Origin of the sequence: Geobacter sp. SVR (assembly GCF_016865365.1) — a bacterium.
In the GTDB taxonomy this organism is placed as follows: Bacteria; Desulfobacterota; Desulfuromonadia; order Geobacterales; family Pseudopelobacteraceae; genus Pelotalea.
The window spans coordinates 1,110,295-1,126,639 of the sequence record NZ_AP024469.1 but is presented as its reverse complement, the minus strand read 5'-3'; the positions used below and the strand labels follow the sequence as shown (position 1 = coordinate 1,126,639).

The following is a 16,345-nucleotide window of genomic DNA, read 5'->3' as shown; positions in this document are numbered from 1 at the left end:
CATTCGCTCGTATGGCCGCGTGAATAGGCGCGTTCAGGGCCTCGCGGGCTTTCCCGTTCCCGGGTACCTGCGTTCCATCGTTTTCGGCAATTCACCAAAAGGAGATTCGATCCATGAAAAAACCCGTCATCATAGCCGTATCCGTGGCATTTGTTGCCGCCATCGTCTTTATCGCCGTGCGCATGGGAGATGCCAAAGCTCTCAATGTGCGGGACGTGGGAGGCGATCCCCTGTCGTTCACCGGTACGATCACCATTACCGGGATCATGGGGGGCCTGTCCCAGCAGGACCCCTCCATTTTCGGCATCATGGATGTCAAGGAACTTCAGTGCAAGACCCCCGGTTGCAACAAGCTCTTCATCCCGGTCAAGTATCAGGGAACACAGCCGGTACTCGGTGACGAGGTGAAGGTGACCGGCAGTTTCGTCACGCTCCCCGACGGCTTGGTGTTTGCGGCCCAGAATGTGAAGGTGGTCCGCAACCACAAGATCGGAGGCTAGATGACTCTTACCAAACTCGTGCTCAGCAATATCTCACGCCGGCGCGGCAGATGCGTGTTCACCCTGCTCGGCATCACCATCGGCATTGCCTCGTTTGTCACGTTCTTCTCCATGGGGGGAAACCTCAAAAAGGAGATTTACCGCGAGACATCGTCCCTGGGGGCGAATCTGGTGGTCATTCCCAAGGGATCGTGTGGTTACGAGCAACTGTCCGTCCTGACCGGCGACCAGATGCCCACCACCATCACGATGGAGGAAATCGGGAAGATCTCCGCCATCAAGGGGCTGACCGTGATTCCCTTCCTGGCGCAAAAGACGGCCATCAACAACAAGCCTGTTTCCATCAATGGCGTCCTGCCGGAGGAGACGCACAAGCTCAAGGGGTGGAAGATCGAGGAAGGGCTGTACTTTACCGCGCCCGATGAGGCCAGTGCCGTGCTGGGCGCTGCTGCTGCCGAACAATTCAAGCTGCGGCCCGGCTCCATCATCACGGTGCGTGGAGAACAACTCTCTGTGCGCGGGATTCTCAAGGAGACCGGCGGAAGGGACGATTTCACCATCTTTCTGACCATGCCGACGGCGCAGCGCCTCTTCAAGGCGGTGGACCGGGTCTCCTATGCCGCCGTCAAAGTTGCCGATATGGCGCAGACCGATAGCTATATCGAGCAGATCAGGGAGGCGGTGGGACTGGGGGTGGTCTCCGATAAGCAGATGCTCAAGTCGGTGCTGGCCATCGTGGGGTCGGTCAACATCACCCTGCAAATGATTGCGGCGGTATCGGTGCTGGCAGCCGCCTTCGGCATCATCAACACCATGATGACCGCCACTTACGAACGGAAGCGCGAGATCGGCATCCTGCAGGCTCTGGGGGCCAACCAGCGCACCATCTTCACGGCCTTTATCATGGAATCGGGGCTCTATGGGTTCATCGGCGGTGTCGCCGGCGTTCTGGTCGGACTGGTCGCCTCCATGGCCGTGGCGCCATACATCAGCGACAATGCCTTCACAACCCTGGTCAAGGGGTCCGGGCACAGCGCCGCCATCGATCTGAAGGTAATCATCGGTTCAATTCTGTTTTCGGCAATCGTGGCCGTCATCGCCGGGCTCTACCCTGCCTGGCGGGCGGCGCGACTTTCGCCGGTGGAGGCTATCAGCTATGAATAACGCCATCATCAGAACCGAGAACGCCGCCAAAACCTACGTGTCCGGAGCTATCCGCACTTCTGCGCTCCATGGCGTCACGCTCGAGATCCCCAAGGGATCGTTCACCTGCATTATCGGGCCGTCCGGCCACGGCAAGAGTACCCTGATGCATCTGCTGGGGGGGCTGGACCGTCCCAGCAAAGGCCGGGTCTGGCTCGACGGTACGGAGATCAACGCGCTTAACAACAGCGACTTGGCCCAATTCCGGGGAGGCAAGGTTGGCTTCGTGTTCCAGTTTTTCAATCTGTTGCAGGGACTTACGGCTCAGGAGAACATCGAGACCGCCATGATGCTGGCCGGGGTACCGGAAAAGCAGCAGTCAGCACGCGCGCTGGAGCTGCTGGCCCTGGTGGGGCTGGCCGACAAGGCGGGATCGAGACCGTCACAACTCTCCGGCGGCCAGCAGCAACGGGTCGCCATCGCCAGGGCCCTGGCCAACGATCCGGAGATACTGCTGATGGACGAGCCGACCGGGAATTTGGACTCCGCATCGGAGGCGGAAGTGATGGAAATCCTGCGGGCGCTTCACCGACAGGGGAAGACCATCGTGATCGTGACCCACAATAACGAAATTGCCAGAACGGCGGAGAATATCATCCATGTAAAGGATGGCAGGATCGTTTAATCGCGCTGCCGTCAGCACTCCGAACAAAGAGGGGGCAGTCGTGGTTCGGCTGCCCCCTCCAAGCGGCTTTCATATCTCTTTGTTAAATAAATAACCAGAAGCAGGCCACCTCCTGTCTCGCGAGTCAGAAGGCGTTGTCCCCTATTCCTCCACTCGCTTCGATGCCGCCCGGTATACTGCAAAATTCTCCCGCTTGCCGACTGCCACGACAATGACCACGATGCGATTGTCATCAACGTGGTAAACCAGTCGATAGCCTGCGTTCTTCAACTTGATCTTGTAGCAGTCCGCCATGCCGGAAAGCCGGGCGGACTCGACGTGTGGCCGATCAAGCCGTTCGGCGAGCTTTTTCTTGAACTGCGCCCTGATTCCCCCGTCCAGCTTGTGCCACTCCTTCAGAGCCGATGCCTTGAATTCGAGGCTGCAGGAGGTCTTGCTGAAAAGTGAAGATAGCTGATCCAGAATCTCTCCACTCGGTAATGTTTCTGCTGCGAGTCAACTCTTGTTCAATGACATGCCAAATAGCACGCTCATTGTCTTGGGCAGGAAAAAACCCCTGGATACGGTTTTCTGCCCTATTTCTCTCGTGAACGTCTTCTTGCCCAATTCCATTTTCTTCGTAAATATTCAGCTCGGGAAGGAATTTCGCTAACTCCTTTGGTCGTCTGTTAAAAAAGAGATCTTGTGTATTTACCTTGGGGTGCATGAGCCACCAAAGCTCCCATTCATAGTTCACTTCAGCTACTGCATGTCCACTTTTATATCACTTGCATTTATTGTCAATTATTATTTAGCTTGCATGTACTATAGCTCATCGAGAGAAACCTTGACGCTCGGTTCGTTCTCCCGCTCTTTCACCAAGCGTCCCATTTCATAATCCTCAAGCTTCTCCATCAGCACCTCGAACGCCTCGGCGGGAATGAGATAGGCACTCGGCTTGTTGTGGTTGAGAATTGCCACCGGTGAGCCTTCGGACTGGTTAATGACGCGGGAAGGGTTCTTCTTGAGATCGCTGATGCTGACCGAGGCACGGGCGTAGAGACGTTCCATATACAACCTCTATCAAGCTATATTTTTAGAGACAAATATAGGTCATAATTGCCACCATAGCAAGCTTTCGATTGTTTTCATCCACTCCTCATCGCCAACAAAAAAGCCGCCACGGGACAGATCTTATGACAACCACTCTTTCGGGTGGGATGGTATTAGTCAGGGGTGACCCGCCAGACCGGCCTTCAAACATTATGCGGCTTATTTTCACCGCATCCCCATGCAGAAACTACTTCCCCCGCAACTTCAAGCGCTTGCTCAAGGCCGGCTGGGAGATGCCGAGCATCCGGGCGGCCTGGGTCTGGTTGTTCTCGCTGCGCCGCATGGTCTCCGTCACCAGCAGGTCGATGGCCTCCCCCAGGGTGGGCAGCTCCTCGCAGGCGGTGAAGGGATTTTTGATGTCAGCTAGCGGCTCCTCCGCCTCGGACGAGGCCTGATCCGGCAGCCCCATGGCGTGGATGAAGGCGTTCATGGAGAGCATGCGCGAGGTGTGGACGCCGACCGCGTCGTAGACCATTGACTTCAGCTCGCGCAGGTTGCCGGGGAAACCGTAGTTGGAGAGCAGCGTCAGCAACTCCTTGGCATAGGTGGGGCGCTTTTTGCCGAACTCACGGCTGGCCTGCTCCAGGAAGTGGTCGAGCAGCAGCGGCAGGTCGTCCCTGCGCTCGCGCAGCGGCGGGATGTGCACGTGATGGGCGCGCAGGCGGTAGTACAGGTCGCTGCGGAACTGGCCGGCGCGCTGCCGGGCCGGCAGGTCCCGGTGGGTGGCCACCACGATGCGGGCCCGCAAGCGGCGGGGAGTGTCGCTGCCCAGCGGATAGTACTCCCCCTCCTGGATCAGGCGCAGCAGCTTGACCTGCGACGTCTGGCTCAGGTCGCCGATCTCGTCCAGGAACAGCGTCCCCTCGGCAGCCTGATCGATCATGCCGCGCCGCACCTCGTCCGCCCCGGTGAAGGCCCCGCGCACATGGCCGAACAGGGTATCGGCAAAGACGTTGTCATCCAGCCCGGCCACATTGACCGCCACCAGGGGCCCGGAAGCTCCGCTGACACTGTGCAGCGCCCGGGCGAACAGCTCCTTCCCCACTCCGCTCTCGCCGGTGATCAGCAGCGGCTGACTCCCTTTGGCCACTGCCTCGATGTAGGTGAAGATCGCCCGCATGGAGCGGTTGCCGGTAACGATGGCGCTGAAGGCTTCGGGATGCTCCAGCCGCTCGCTCAAAAGCCGGCTGCGCATCTCGCGGTTCTCGTGCAGCAGTTCCTGCACCATCACGGCCCGCCGCACGGCGTCCAGGATGCGCTCTTCCTCCACCGTCTTGACCAGATAGTCGAAGGCCCCCCGCCGCATGCAGGCCACCGCCGTCTCCAGCTGGTTCAGCCCCGACAGTACGATCACCGTCAGCTCGGGGTGCACCTCCTGGATCTGCTCCAGCAAGTCCTCCCCGGACAGGTGTGGCATGGTCAGATCAAGCAGCACTACCCCGATCTCCTGTTGATCGAGCAGTGCCAGCACCTGACGGCTGTCCTGGCAGGTGACGATATTGGTGATGCCGCCGGGCCCCTCCAGGGTCATGGCCAGGCTGCGCAGCCAGGCCGGCTCGTCGTCCACCAGCAATACGCCAAAGGCAGGGTATCGTGTTTCAGTCACTATGGTCTCCTTGATTACGAAGCGATCGGCAGCGCCACGGTGACGATCGTACCGCGGGGGGTAGCCGGGGCGAACTCCAGCCGGCCGCCATGCTCCCTGACGATCCCGGTCGAAACCCACAGGCCGAGCCCGGTGCCCCCCTGCTCGCGTTTGGTTGTGAAAAAGGGGTCCAGCAACTGCGGCAGGTGCTCCGGGGCGATGCCGCGCCCTTCGTCCTGCACCGTCAGCAGCACCTCGGTGTCGCTGCAGCCGGTGCCGACAATGATGCGCTGGTCGCTCTCATCCAGCGCCTGACAGGCATTCAGCAACAGGTTAACCACCACCTGTTCGATGCGCTGGGCGCTGCCCCGCACCTGCGGCAGCCGTTCGGCGTAATTGAGCGACATATGACTGGTGGTCTTCCTGATGGTGTTGTCCACCAGGCGGGCAGCGGCCCGCACCGCTTCGTTGAGATCGAAGGTGCCGTCGCTGCCGGCATCGTCCCGGCGGGCGAAGTCCTTCAGGTCGTTGACGATGCGCCTGATCTGGCGGGCGCCGTTGACGGTCTCCTCGAACATGAGGGGCAGTTCCTCCCTCATGCGGGAATACTTCAGACAGCCGAACATGAAATCGCCGTGGCGCTGGTAGTACTCTTCCAGGATCGGGCGGCCGGCCTGAAAGGCCTCGATGAAACGCGGCATGTTCAGCAGGATCAGGGCATTGGGATTGTTGATCTCGTGGGCCACGCCGGACAGGAGCGTCCCCAGCGAGGCCAGCTTGTCGGCCTGCACCAGTTTGTCCTGGTGCAGGCGCAGCTCCTCCAGGGCCCGTTCTTTCTCGGCCACCTCCCGCGCCAGTTCCTCGGTCCGTTCTTCGACCCGTTTCTGCAGGGTCCGGGACCAGATCACCGTTCCCCCCAGGATCAGCAGCAGCGGCACCACCACCATGGCGCCGTAGCGTATGGCCCTCTCCCACGGTACCCGCGGCGGATCCAGCACCCCCAGCCATTTTTGCTGGATGGCCTGGAACTGGCCGTTGCGCTTCAACAGCGCCAGCCCTTCGCTGAAGCCGTCCAGCAGCTCGGCATTGCCCTTCTTCACGGCGTAGCCGTATTTCTGTGCCAGGAGTGGCCGGGCCTGGGGCACGATGTTGGTCAGTCCCAGCTCCTTGACCAGGTACTGCCCCGGCAGCTTGGCCACCAGGGCCGCATCGTGCTTGCCCGAAGAGAGCAGCTTCAAGGCATCGGCCAGGGAATCCACCAGCACATAGGAGGCATTCAGGTTGTTCTTCAGCAGGAAATCGTGCATGACGCTCTGGCGCATGACGATTACCTCTTTGCCGGCCAATTCCTTGAGCGAATGGAGCTCCTCCCCTTTCCTGGTCCAGATGGACTGGAACACGATGGCATGGGGGGGCGAGAAATCCACTTCCCTGACCCGGTCCTCGGCAAAGGCCATGCCCTGCAGGATGTCGATCTCACCGCTGTTGAGCGCCTTGCGCATGTCTCCCCAAGGGCCGAGCCGGATCTTGACATTCATGCCCATCACCTCGGCAATCGCCCTGGTCAGTTCTACGTTGAAGCCGGTCGGCTTGCCGTTGGCATCCAGATATTCGTAGGGGGGATAGTTGCTGTCGCCGCCGATGGTCAGGGAAGGCCATTCCGTCATGCTCGCTTCCGCTGCCGCTGCCGGCGCGGCGGACAGCCAGCATACTAGCAGCAGCGCCGTCAGGATGAAGAGGCACAGTGGAACGAGCGTATTAAAACGGCCGGCCGGGGATGGGGAAGCTATCGGGGGTGCGGTCTGTGTCGGTAAGGCGAGGTACATGGTTTCTCTATCGGGCGCAATGCCCGCTCTGTCAGCGATTTTGCATCCATGGCGCCGGAACGTCGGAAGTGTCTGAAAGAACCGGCGCCACATTGCCGCTCTGCGTCAGGGACTGCTTTATCAGGCGGTCCTCCGCTGCAAGGCAGCCTGCCATACAGAAGACGCCTTGCAGCGCAGGCGCGGAGGGCCAGGGGTTCAGGCTGTGCGGCCGGAGAACCGGTGTCGAAACTCCATTTAAATCAATAGCATTAATCGGAAGAGACCTGCAAGAGGGTAACGGATCGGGGAAACGGCCTTCAGCCGGTCTGAAGCCGCTCGCGCTGGAGCAGTTGCGGAAAGAGGCGCATCCAGAGCAGCACCACCACCAGCGTGCCGATGCCCCCCAGCATGGCGGCCGGCACCGCTCCGAACCAGGCCGCAGTCAAGCCGGACTCGAACTCGCCCAGCTCGTTGGAGGTGCCGATGAAGACGGCATTGACGGCGCTGACCCGGCCGCGCATCTCGTCCGGTGTTTCCAGCTGCACCAGCGAGGCGCGGATCACCACGCTGATCATGTCGGCCGCCCCCATTACGGACAACGCGGCAAACGACAGCGGCACCGAACGCGACAGGGCGAACAGGACCGTCATCAGGCCGAAGCAGGCCACGGCCGCGAACATGATCCGGCCGACCCGCGCGTCCAGGGGGTGGCGGGCCAGATAGAGCGAGGCAGCCAATGCGCCCAGGGCCGGCGCAGCGCGCAGAAGCCCCAGCACCTGCGGCCCGGCCAGGAGGATGTCGCGGGCGTAGATCGGCAGCAGCGCCGTGGCGCCACCGAGCAGCACGGCGAACAGGTCCAGCGAGATGGCTCCCAGCACTACCGGATTTTCGCGGATGAAGGTAATGCCGGCCAGCAGGGTGGCCAGGCTGGCGGGTTGGCGAACTGCCATGGTTTGCCTGATGCGGATGAAACTCAGGGCGCCGGCCGAAAACAGAAACATCAGGCAACTGGTGCCGTAGACCGCCGCCGGGCCTGCCAGATAGAGCAGACCTCCCAGGAGCGGCCCGGCAATGGTGGCGGCCTGCTTGACCGAGGCGCTGGCCGCCATGGCCCGGGGCAGAGCCTCGGGTTCGACCAGCGACGGCACCAGGGTCTGCATGGTGGAATAGTCAAAGGCCCGGCCAATGCCGAGGGCAAACACGAACAGCAGGATCGTGTCCCGGCTCACACCGAATACCAGGGTTGCCAGCAGCAGCCCCACCAGTGCGGCCGCCTCTGCCAACTGCGCCAGCGACACGATCCGCCGCCGGTCGTAGCGGTCGGCCGCATGCCCGACGTACAGCACCAGCAACAGGGAGGGGATGAACTGCACCAGCCCTACCAATCCCAGGTCAAAGGGGCGCTTGGTCAGGTCGTACACCTGCCACCCCACAGCCACGCCGGCCATCTGGTAGGCGATGGTGGCGGCGCCGCGGGCGCAGAGGAACAGGCGCAAGGAGCGGCGTTGAGTGGGAGATGGCAATATCACGGGAGAATCGCTAAGGGGGACTGCCGTCGCGAAACCGGAAAAGTAAACAGGATCAGCGACAGATGACTGACGGTGGTGAGAAAGCAATATGCGCAGCCGCCCGGGGCATGGAGCGCGTTCATATTTTCGATACCACCACGATGCCCGATTCGGTGACGGTATGGCCGTTGCGGCGATCCTGCGCATGGTCGTAACCGATTACCGTGTGGGGGGGGATGCTGATGTTCTTATCGATGATCGCCCGCCTGATCCTGGCGTGCCGGCCGACACTGACGTTCTCGAACAGGATCGAATCCTCCACCAGGCTGTAGCTGTGGATCTTGCCGCGCGGCCCGATGATCGAGCGCCGCACGGTGCCGCCGCTGGTGATGCAGCCGGCACAGACGTAGGAATCCAGGTTCTGGCCGCGACGGCCGTCGCTGTCGAAGACGGTCTTGGCGGGCGGCAGGTTGCCCTGGTTGGTCAGGATCGGCCATTTGTAGTTGTACAGGTTGAGCTGCGGGTCGACACGGATCAGATCCATGTTTGCCTCGAAGTAGGAGTCGATCGTGCCCACATCCTTCCAGTAGCCCCGCTCCTCGGGCTTCATGTCCGGCACCGCGTTGTCGTTGAAGTTGTAGGCGAACACGCGGTCGCCGTGGGCAAGCATCATCGGTATCACATGCTTGCCGAAGTCCAGGTCGGCATGCCGCTTCTTGCCCTCCTGCAGCACTTCGATCAGCCGCTTGGTGGAAAAGATGTAATTGCCCATGGAGGCGAAGCAGGTCTCGCGGCCGGGAATCTTGACCGGTACGGACGGTTTCTCCTTGAACCCGGTCACCCGGGACCGGTCATCCACCGAAAAGACCCCGAAGCGCCGCGCCTCCTCGGCCGGCACCTCCAGGGCCGCGATGGTTATATCCGCTTCGTTTTCGCAATGGTACTCGATCATCTGGCCGACATCCATCTTGTAGATGTGATCGCCGCCGAAGATGGCCACGTAGTCGGCGTCGGAATTCTCGATGAAGCGCAGGTACTGGTAGATGGCGTCAGCGGTCCCCTTGAACCACTCCTCGCTCTCGCTCCTGGTCTCGGGGGAAATCGCCACGATGAACTCCCCCAGACCGGTCCACTTGGCCCAAGACTCGCGGATGTGCTTCATCAGCGAATAGGCCCGGTACTGCGTCAGGATGTAGATCTGCTTGATGCCGGAATTGAACAGGTTGCTGAGCACGAAATCGATGATCTTGTACTTGCCGCCGAAGGAAACCCCCGGTTTCGGCCTGGTCAGGGTCAGCGGGCTGAGACGTTCTCCTTTGCCCCCTGCCAGCACCATTGCCAGTGTTTTCCTGGTACCATTGCTGATCAAGCGCATTCGGTTCTCCTTGGTGATATAAGATGGCAACAAAAGCAGGAATGAAGCGATGTTCCGGCGAAGGTCAGATCTTCTCCGATGCGCCCAGCCCCGAAAAATCGTCGAAGGCCTGGTCGAGCGTGCTTCCGACCGGGTCCCACTTGGCGCTCAGCTTGACCCCCAGCTTGCCCTGCCGGTAGATCAGGGCGTCCTTGTCCGGGGAGTTGAACATCATGATGTCCTCGTTGATCTTACCCTCATTGAAGAGCTTGACCAGGCACTGGTCATAGGACATGCAGCCGGTCTCGGCGTACATCTCGATGATCTCGCGCATGCTGAACTGGCGGTCGGCCTTCTGGGTCCTGGCGATCAGTGCCTTGACATCGGGATTGGTAATGAAGATCTCCATGGCCAGTTCGGTCTGCCCCTGCACCCCTTTGACCAGGGTTTGCGCGATACCCATCTTGTAATGGGTTGACAGCAGGTCCCTGACCTTTTTGGCATGTTCCGCCGGGAACATCTCCACGATCCGCTCCACCGATTCGCCGGTGGTGCCGGCATGCAGTGTGGCGAATATGAGATGCCCGCTCTGGGCCAGTTCGATGGCCATCATGGCATCGTGATCATTGCGTATCTCGCCGACCATGGCCACGTTCAGCGTCTGGCGCACCGCGCTCTGCATCGCCTTGGACTGGCTGAGGGTGTGCTTGCCCACCTCCCGTTGGCTCACCGTGGATTTCGGATACTGCATGGAGGGGAAGATGGTCTCGATCGGATTCTCGATGGTCAGCAGGTTAACGCTCTTGCTTTTGAGCAGCAGGTCGATCAAGGCCCCCATGGTGGTCGATTTGCCGCTGCCGGTGGTGCCCGAGATGATCACGAGCCCCATCTTGAGGTTGAAGATCGTATCGGAAAGTATCCGCGGAAGCTTCAGCACCTCGACCGTAAAAGGCCTTTCCGGCAGCAGCCTCATGGTGATCAGGCAGCCATGTTCCGCCTCAGTGTCGAAGACATCGGCGATGTTCACCCTGAACCTTCGGCCGGCCTTGGTGCGGTAGGCGATATCAAGATCGAGATTGTCGAAGCGGTCGTTGTTGCCGGCCAATTGCTCGATGACCGCGGGATTGTCCGACAGCCTCACCAGCAGACGGGCGATCCGGTCGGTGACGCCGGTGGCGAACTCCACGTCCGTGATCGGCCTCAGCCCACCGGTGACGATCAGGTGCGGGTTCAGCTTGTTCGGTTGCAGCAGTATGTCCTTGGGCCGGGGATTGTCCATGGCCAGGACCCTGGTGGTGAAATCGTCGTACCAAGCCTCCAGCTGCTCCTCACTCCCGATTTCCGCAACCTTGAACACCTGCGGATAGCCGATGGCAATTTCGGGTTCCAGTTCCAGCGTGAGCGCTATTCTGTCGTCTCCGGCGACAATGGGAATGCACCGGAAGCTCCTCAGGCGCTGCCCCTCGGGCGTATCGAGGTACACGTCATACTCGAGTGTACCCCCCGATACCAGCATGAAGTCCTTTTTTTCCACCTGCTCGATGCTTTTGTTCTGGTTGTTCGCGATGATCTTTCTGAGGATGGTTTCGAGCAGCGGCCTGGTTATCACCACCTTGCCGTTTTCGATCAGGTTACCATCCAGTTTTACCTTGAGACTTTCATCGGAGTTGAGCAGGAACTCGGTCACCCCCTTGACGACATGGGCGACCAGCATTTTGTTGAAATGACCGATGATTTCGTCAACCTTGGTCTGCATATCCGCTCTCCGATGTAACAAGATGGCAACTGCGAAGAAAATGTTGTAAATCTGACAAGTTAGAGGACGAACATATCACCGGGAACGCGATGCAGTCAATGCGATTGTTGCACGGGTGGCCTCTTTCCTTCCGGGAGCCGGAGTACCCGAAGGATGCCTCATGCCGCCCGTTTTCCGGCCAGCCGGTAATAGATCAGCCCCAGGTATTCCCGCAGCGCGGCCGAGGTCGCCTCCAGATTGCTGCTATCGGGGAGCCAGTCGGCCCACACCATGGCGCGGTCCGGGGCGGTACGCAATGATGATGGCACCGCTGTCACCTCCAAGCCGGCCCTGCGAAAGGCCTCCACCGAACGGCGCATATGAAAGGCCGAGGTGACCAGGATCGGCTTCTTCAATCCCTCGCGCGCCAGCACCTTTTTGCTGAAAAGCGCATTTTCGATGGTGTCGCGACTTTTATCCTCGATCAGGATCCTGTCAGGAGGCACCCCCATATCGATCATAAAGCGCCTGGCCACCGGCGCTTCGGCTGTCCGGCCGGCAAAGACCGCGCCGCCGCTGATCAGCACCGGCAATCCCAGCCTGCGCTGCAGCCTCACCGCCGTAACCAGCCGGGCTAGCATATGCTCGGTGGGGGCGCCGCTGCCGCTCAGGTCCGCTACCCGGTCGTACACACCTCCCCCCAAAAGCACGATCACATCTCCGCTGGGATGGGCAGGGATGCCAAAACCACGCTCCAGGGAGGCATGCAGCGCCGTTGACACATACGTGGTCGACAGGATCCACAACAGCAGCGCCGGCAGGAGAAACCACCAGGCAGTTCCAATCGCGCGGCGCCTGATGTGAACCAGGGCGCAGCCGAACAGCAGCAGGATCAGGCAACCGGGGGGCAGCAGAAAGCTGGCGAATATTTTCTTGATGAGGAGTATCATGCCTATTCATCTAGCAAAGCCCCGGATTTCTGTCCAGAAAAACTACCGGCGGTTCAGGAGGCGGGATTTGAAATTCGGCATCGGGGCAGTATTCTTAGAGGTAAATGCAGCACACGGGAGCCAAACCTCATGATCCATGAAAGTCAGATGCACGCGATGGTGCTGGAGCGGGCCGGGCAGCCACTGAAACTCGAAAGGCTGGCGATCCCGAAGCCTGCGGCCGGAGAACTGCTCCTGAAGGTGCAGGCCTGCGGCATCTGCCGGACCGACCTGCACGTGGTGGATGGCGAACTGACAGCGCCGAAGCTGCCGCTGGTGCCGGGGCACCAGATCGTGGGGGAGGTGGAGGTCTGCGGACCGGAGGTTACCGGCTTCGAACCGGGGGACCTAGTTGGGGTGCCCTGGCTGGGGGGGACCTGCGGAGAGTGCGCTTACTGCCTCTCGGGACGGGAGAATCTCTGTCGGGATGCGCTGTTCACCGGCTACCGGAAGGACGGCGGCTTTGCCGAGTACTGCACTGCCGATGCCCGTTTCTGTTTCACCATTCCGGAGGGATACCTGGCCACCCAGGCTGCGCCGCTCCTGTGCGCCGGTCTGATCGGCTACCGTTCGCTGCGTATGGCAGGGCCTGGCAAACGGTTGGGGATCTACGGCTTCGGCGCCGCGGCGCACATCGTGACCCAGGTGGCATGCTGGCAAGGGCGTGAAGTGTACGCCTTCACCCGGGCCGGGGATGAGGCGGGTCAGTCCTTTGCGCGGGACATGGGTGCCTGCTGGGCGGGAGACGCCCTCGAACGGCCGCCGGTGGAGCTGGATGCGGCCATCATCTTCGCCCCGGCCGGGGAACTGGTGCCGGCAGCGCTCAAGGCGGTCGGTCCCGGAGGGGGGGTGGTCTGCGGCGGCATCCATATGAGCGCGATCCCCTCGTTCCCCTACGAACTGCTGTGGGAGGAGCGCAGCATAGTATCGGTCTGCAACCTGACCCGCCGCGACGGCGAGGAATTCCTGCAACTGGCCCCGCAGATACCGATCCGCACCGAAGTGGAGGTATTCAGCTTGGAGCAGGCCAACCAGGCGCTGGACGCCCTGCGGAGCGGCCGAATCAGGGGTGCCGGGGTGCTGGTGCCGCAGGAGCAGGCCTGATCAGCGCAAACAAAACCCAGCACACATCATCACGCCTGAATCCGTAAAGCATGGAAGCAGGAGTGAGCGTCATGCCGGGCTCGATCGTCGCTGTCACCGTTAATACCGACAGCGCCGCTTCACCTACGAAGAAATACTTCTCATATCGGAAATGCAAGAGCAGAGGCATGGGTAGCGAATGGAGGCTGGAAGGCTTTACGGATTCAGGCTTCCACTTATCCACACCTAAATAAGTGAAGCATGGAAGCCGGAGCGAGCGTCATGCCGGGGCTCGATCGTCGCCGGCTCTGTTTTATGCCGGCAGCGCCGCCTCACCTACGAAGAAATGCTTCTCATATTGGAAATGCAAGAGCAGAGGCATGGGTAGCGAGTGGAGGCTGGAAGGCTTTACGGTTTCAGGTTTCCACTTATCCACACCTAAATAAGTGAAGCACGGAAACCGGAGTGAGCATCATGCCGGGGCTCGATCGTCGCCGGCTCTGTTTCATGCCGGCAGCGCCGCCTCATCTACGATGAAATGCTTCACATGCGGGAATGCAAGAGCAGAGGCATGGGTAGCGAGTGGAGGCTGGAAGGCTTCACGGATTCAGGTTTCCACTTCTCCACACCTGAATCCGTGAAGCATGGAAACACATTACCCCTTGGCAGACCGGTGCACTGCCAACGGTCCCCAGGTCTGGTCGATCGACATCAGCTCCAAGGTATTGATGTTGACATGGGCAGGCCGGTTCACCACCCACGCAACCGTTTCCGCGATATCCTCGGCAGTCAGCGGTTCTGTGCCCTGGTACACCCGGGCCGCCTGGTCCTCATCCCCCTTGAAACGCACCTTGGAAAAGTCGGTCTCAGCCATGCCGGGCTGGATGCAGGTCACCCGCACCCGGGTGCCGAGCAGGTCACAGCGCAGGTTGCGCGAAAACTGGGTCACAAAAGCCTTGGTGCCGCCGTAGACGTTGCCCCCGGGATAGGGCCAGGCACCGGCCGTGGAACCGATGTTGACGATGTGCCCGCGATTGCGGGCCACCATGCCGGGCAGAATGGCATGGGTGCAGTACATCAGCCCCTTGATGTTGGTGTCCACCATGGTTTCCCAGTCGTCCAGATGCGCCTCCTGGGCCCCTTCCAGCCCCAGTGCCAGGCCGGCGTTGTTCAGCAGCACATCCACCTCCCGGAAACGCTCCGGCAGTCCTGCCACTGCTCCTTGAACGCCCTCGCGGTCGCGCACATCCAGCGGGATGATGTGAATTTCGGCCCGGCCGGCCAGTTCCTGCTGCAGCGCCAGCAGCGGCTCGATGCGGCGCGCGGTCAGGATCAGGCGGTTGCCCTGCCGTGCAAAGCTGCGGGCGCAGGCCGCACCGAATCCTGCCGATGCACCGGTGATGAAGATAGTTTGTTCATTCATGTGTGACCTCCTGCTGGTCGGAATGTCCTGCTCCGCTGCCGCCACGAAACAAGAAGAGCCACACCAGGGTGCGGCTCTTCCGGGAAGGGCACGTGCAGGCACTGGTTATTTTTTCAGGTCCTGAGCATCTTTTTTAACGGCTTCCTTGAGGTCCTTGGCATCCTTTACGGCAGCCTCCTTCTTCTGCTTGGCATCGGCAACCTTGCCTTCGGCCTTTTTCGTCGTAGCCTTGGCCTTCTCTTTCGTCTCGGCAGCCTTGCCTTTTGCATCGGCCTCTTTTTTGGCGGCCTTGGCCTTCAGGTCCGCTTCCTTTTTGGAGGCTTTGTCGACGGCTGCGGCGGATTTGTCGAGAGCGCTGTCAACCTTCTGCAGCGGATCCGCTGCCAGGGCGCCGGCAGCAAAGGCTGCACTGACGAGAGTTGCGGCGGTCAAGGTAATGATATTCTTCATGTCCATCCCTCCAATGAAATAATGATAACGGCCTTTTGTAGCCGAAACCCGGCCGCGAATCAACAGGAAACACTAGAGGGGCTTGCCGTTTTCGGGCAGTCCTGCCGTTATGGCGGCCACGATTCCCTCTTCAGTCACCCCGGTACAACGGGCGCAGAGTTCGAGCAATCCGGCCGGCAGCGGCGCACAGACAGCCTGGGCGCCCGCCTCCGGCCCCACGATGATGGTGCGAAACGAGTGCAGGGCAAAGCCGTCGTAATCCTCCAGTTTTCCCCCGCCATAACGCTTGTCCCCCATCACCGGAACGCCGATACTCTCAAGGTGCCGCCTGATCTGGTGCATGCGGCCGCTGAGAGGCGTGACCGCCAGCAGAGCGCAACGTTTTCCCCGCACCAGAACCCGGTAGCGGGTTTCCGAATCCTTGCCGTCCAGAGGGATCGCGATCATCCCGCTTTCATCCGGTTCCCCGGCTGCCAGCGCCAGATAGAGCTTGTCCAGTCCGATTTCCTTGACCTGCCGGCCGTACATGCCGGCCGAAGAGGAACTTTTGGCCAGGATGACGACCCCCGACGTGCCCCGGTCGATCCTGTTGACCGGGTAGAGCTTGCACGGGGTGTTGCGTTGCGCCATGTAGACCATGCCGAGTTCCACCAGGTTGGGCTCCTGCTCGGCGGTCCGGTGCATCGGCAGGCCGGGGGGCTTGTTGACCACCGCGATCCGCTCATCCTCGTACAGGATATCCAGCGCCGGACGGCATTCGCTTAAAAGCGCGATTGTGGCGGCGCTTTCCTTAAGGGTGACGCAGTCGCCCGCGGACAGAAAGATATCCGGGACTCCGGCGGCACCATTGAGCTTTGCGGCGCCGCTTCTGATCAGTTTGCGGGTATAGCCTGCCGTGGCCTGCGGCATCAGGGTGCGCAGGAGGCTTTCCAGCCGGCGGCAATGATCGTGGGGGGTAATGGTAAACGTCAGCATGATATTTGAGTGCCCCTC

General features: G+C 60.8%; 16 protein-coding genes. 4 read left to right on the top strand and 12 right to left on the bottom strand.

Translation table 11 applies throughout. The features are described 5' to 3' along the window. Window positions 1-113 precede the first annotated feature (113 nt). The 3 genes from GSVR_RS05235 to GSVR_RS05225 are packed head-to-tail and all read left to right on the top strand — an operon-like array spanning window position 114 to window position 2,328. On the top strand, window positions 114-500 hold the full coding sequence (locus GSVR_RS05235; protein ID WP_173201470.1) for a hypothetical protein: 387 nt from the start codon (window positions 114-116) through the stop codon (window positions 498-500). After that, window positions 501-1,664 (top strand): ABC transporter permease, encoded by a 1,164-nt coding sequence (locus tag GSVR_RS05230; RefSeq protein WP_173201472.1) that lies wholly within the window; start codon window positions 501-503, stop codon window positions 1,662-1,664. Next, entirely contained in the window at window positions 1,657-2,328 is a 672-nt protein-coding gene (locus tag GSVR_RS05225; protein ID WP_173201474.1) for an ABC transporter ATP-binding protein, read from the top strand. The genes GSVR_RS05230 and GSVR_RS05225 overlap by 8 nt, the downstream gene beginning before the upstream one ends. A 141-nt stretch (window positions 2,329-2,469) precedes the next feature. On the opposite strand, the gene GSVR_RS05220 is transcribed toward GSVR_RS05225, so the two are convergent. The 9 genes from GSVR_RS05220 to GSVR_RS05185 all read right to left on the bottom strand — a co-directional run bounded on the left by GSVR_RS05220 (window position 2,470) and on the right by GSVR_RS05185 (window position 12,357). Next, on the bottom strand, window positions 2,470-2,727 hold the full coding sequence (locus GSVR_RS05220) for a type II toxin-antitoxin system RelE/ParE family toxin (protein WP_239077534.1): 258 nt from the start codon (window positions 2,725-2,727) through the stop codon (window positions 2,470-2,472). Next, a complete protein-coding gene (locus tag GSVR_RS21995; RefSeq protein ID WP_239077462.1) occupies window positions 2,657-3,034 on the bottom strand; it encodes a hypothetical protein in 378 nt (125 codons plus the stop codon). Before GSVR_RS21995 ends, GSVR_RS05220 begins: the two co-directional genes overlap by 71 nt. Before the next feature lie 98 nt (window positions 3,035-3,132). Further along, entirely contained in the window at window positions 3,133-3,378 is a 246-nt protein-coding gene (locus GSVR_RS05215; RefSeq protein WP_173201476.1) for a type II toxin-antitoxin system Phd/YefM family antitoxin, read from the bottom strand. Window positions 3,379-3,607: 229 nt separating this feature from the next. Continuing rightward, a complete protein-coding gene (locus tag GSVR_RS05210; RefSeq protein ID WP_173201478.1) occupies window positions 3,608-5,026 on the bottom strand; it encodes a sigma-54 dependent transcriptional regulator in 1,419 nt (472 codons plus the stop codon). A gap of 14 nt (window positions 5,027-5,040) precedes the next feature. Then, window positions 5,041-6,831, bottom strand: a complete 1,791-nt coding sequence (locus tag GSVR_RS22240) for a transporter substrate-binding domain-containing protein (RefSeq protein ID WP_173201480.1) — start codon at window positions 6,829-6,831, stop codon at window positions 5,041-5,043. 296 nt (window positions 6,832-7,127) lie between these two features. Then, window positions 7,128-8,339, bottom strand: a complete 1,212-nt coding sequence (locus GSVR_RS05200; RefSeq protein ID WP_239077461.1) for an MFS transporter — start codon at window positions 8,337-8,339, stop codon at window positions 7,128-7,130. A gap of 118 nt (window positions 8,340-8,457) precedes the next feature. Then, window positions 8,458-9,711, bottom strand: a complete 1,254-nt coding sequence (gene glgC / locus GSVR_RS05195; protein WP_370552074.1) for a glucose-1-phosphate adenylyltransferase — start codon at window positions 9,709-9,711, stop codon at window positions 8,458-8,460. Between the two features lie 46 nt (window positions 9,712-9,757). Beyond that, window positions 9,758-11,428: a type IV pilus twitching motility protein PilT gene (locus GSVR_RS05190; protein WP_173201486.1), complete on the bottom strand. Its 1,671-nt coding sequence runs from the start codon at window positions 11,426-11,428 to the stop codon at window positions 9,758-9,760. Between the two features lie 158 nt (window positions 11,429-11,586). After that, the gene (locus tag GSVR_RS05185) at window positions 11,587-12,357 is read right to left on the bottom strand and encodes a YdcF family protein (protein WP_173201488.1); all 771 of its coding nucleotides are present in this window, start codon (window positions 12,355-12,357) and stop codon (window positions 11,587-11,589) included. 147 nt (window positions 12,358-12,504) lie between these two features. On the opposite strand from GSVR_RS05185, the gene GSVR_RS05180 reads away from it, so the two are divergent. Continuing rightward, window positions 12,505-13,500: a zinc-dependent alcohol dehydrogenase family protein gene (locus GSVR_RS05180; RefSeq protein WP_173201581.1), complete on the top strand. Its 996-nt coding sequence runs from the start codon at window positions 12,505-12,507 to the stop codon at window positions 13,498-13,500. 634 nt (window positions 13,501-14,134) lie between these two features. On the opposite strand, the gene GSVR_RS05175 is transcribed toward GSVR_RS05180, so the two are convergent. The 3 genes from GSVR_RS05175 to GSVR_RS05165 form a co-directional block, all read right to left on the bottom strand. Further along, the gene (locus tag GSVR_RS05175; RefSeq protein WP_173201490.1) at window positions 14,135-14,902 is read right to left on the bottom strand and encodes an SDR family oxidoreductase; all 768 of its coding nucleotides are present in this window, start codon (window positions 14,900-14,902) and stop codon (window positions 14,135-14,137) included. Between the two features lie 105 nt (window positions 14,903-15,007). Beyond that, window positions 15,008-15,352: a hypothetical protein gene (locus GSVR_RS05170; RefSeq protein WP_173201492.1), complete on the bottom strand. Its 345-nt coding sequence runs from the start codon at window positions 15,350-15,352 to the stop codon at window positions 15,008-15,010. A gap of 72 nt (window positions 15,353-15,424) precedes the next feature. Then, window positions 15,425-16,327, bottom strand: coding sequence for an RluA family pseudouridine synthase (locus tag GSVR_RS05165; protein ID WP_173201494.1), 903 nt, complete (start codon window positions 16,325-16,327; stop codon window positions 15,425-15,427). Window positions 16,328-16,345: the final 18 nt, after the last annotated feature.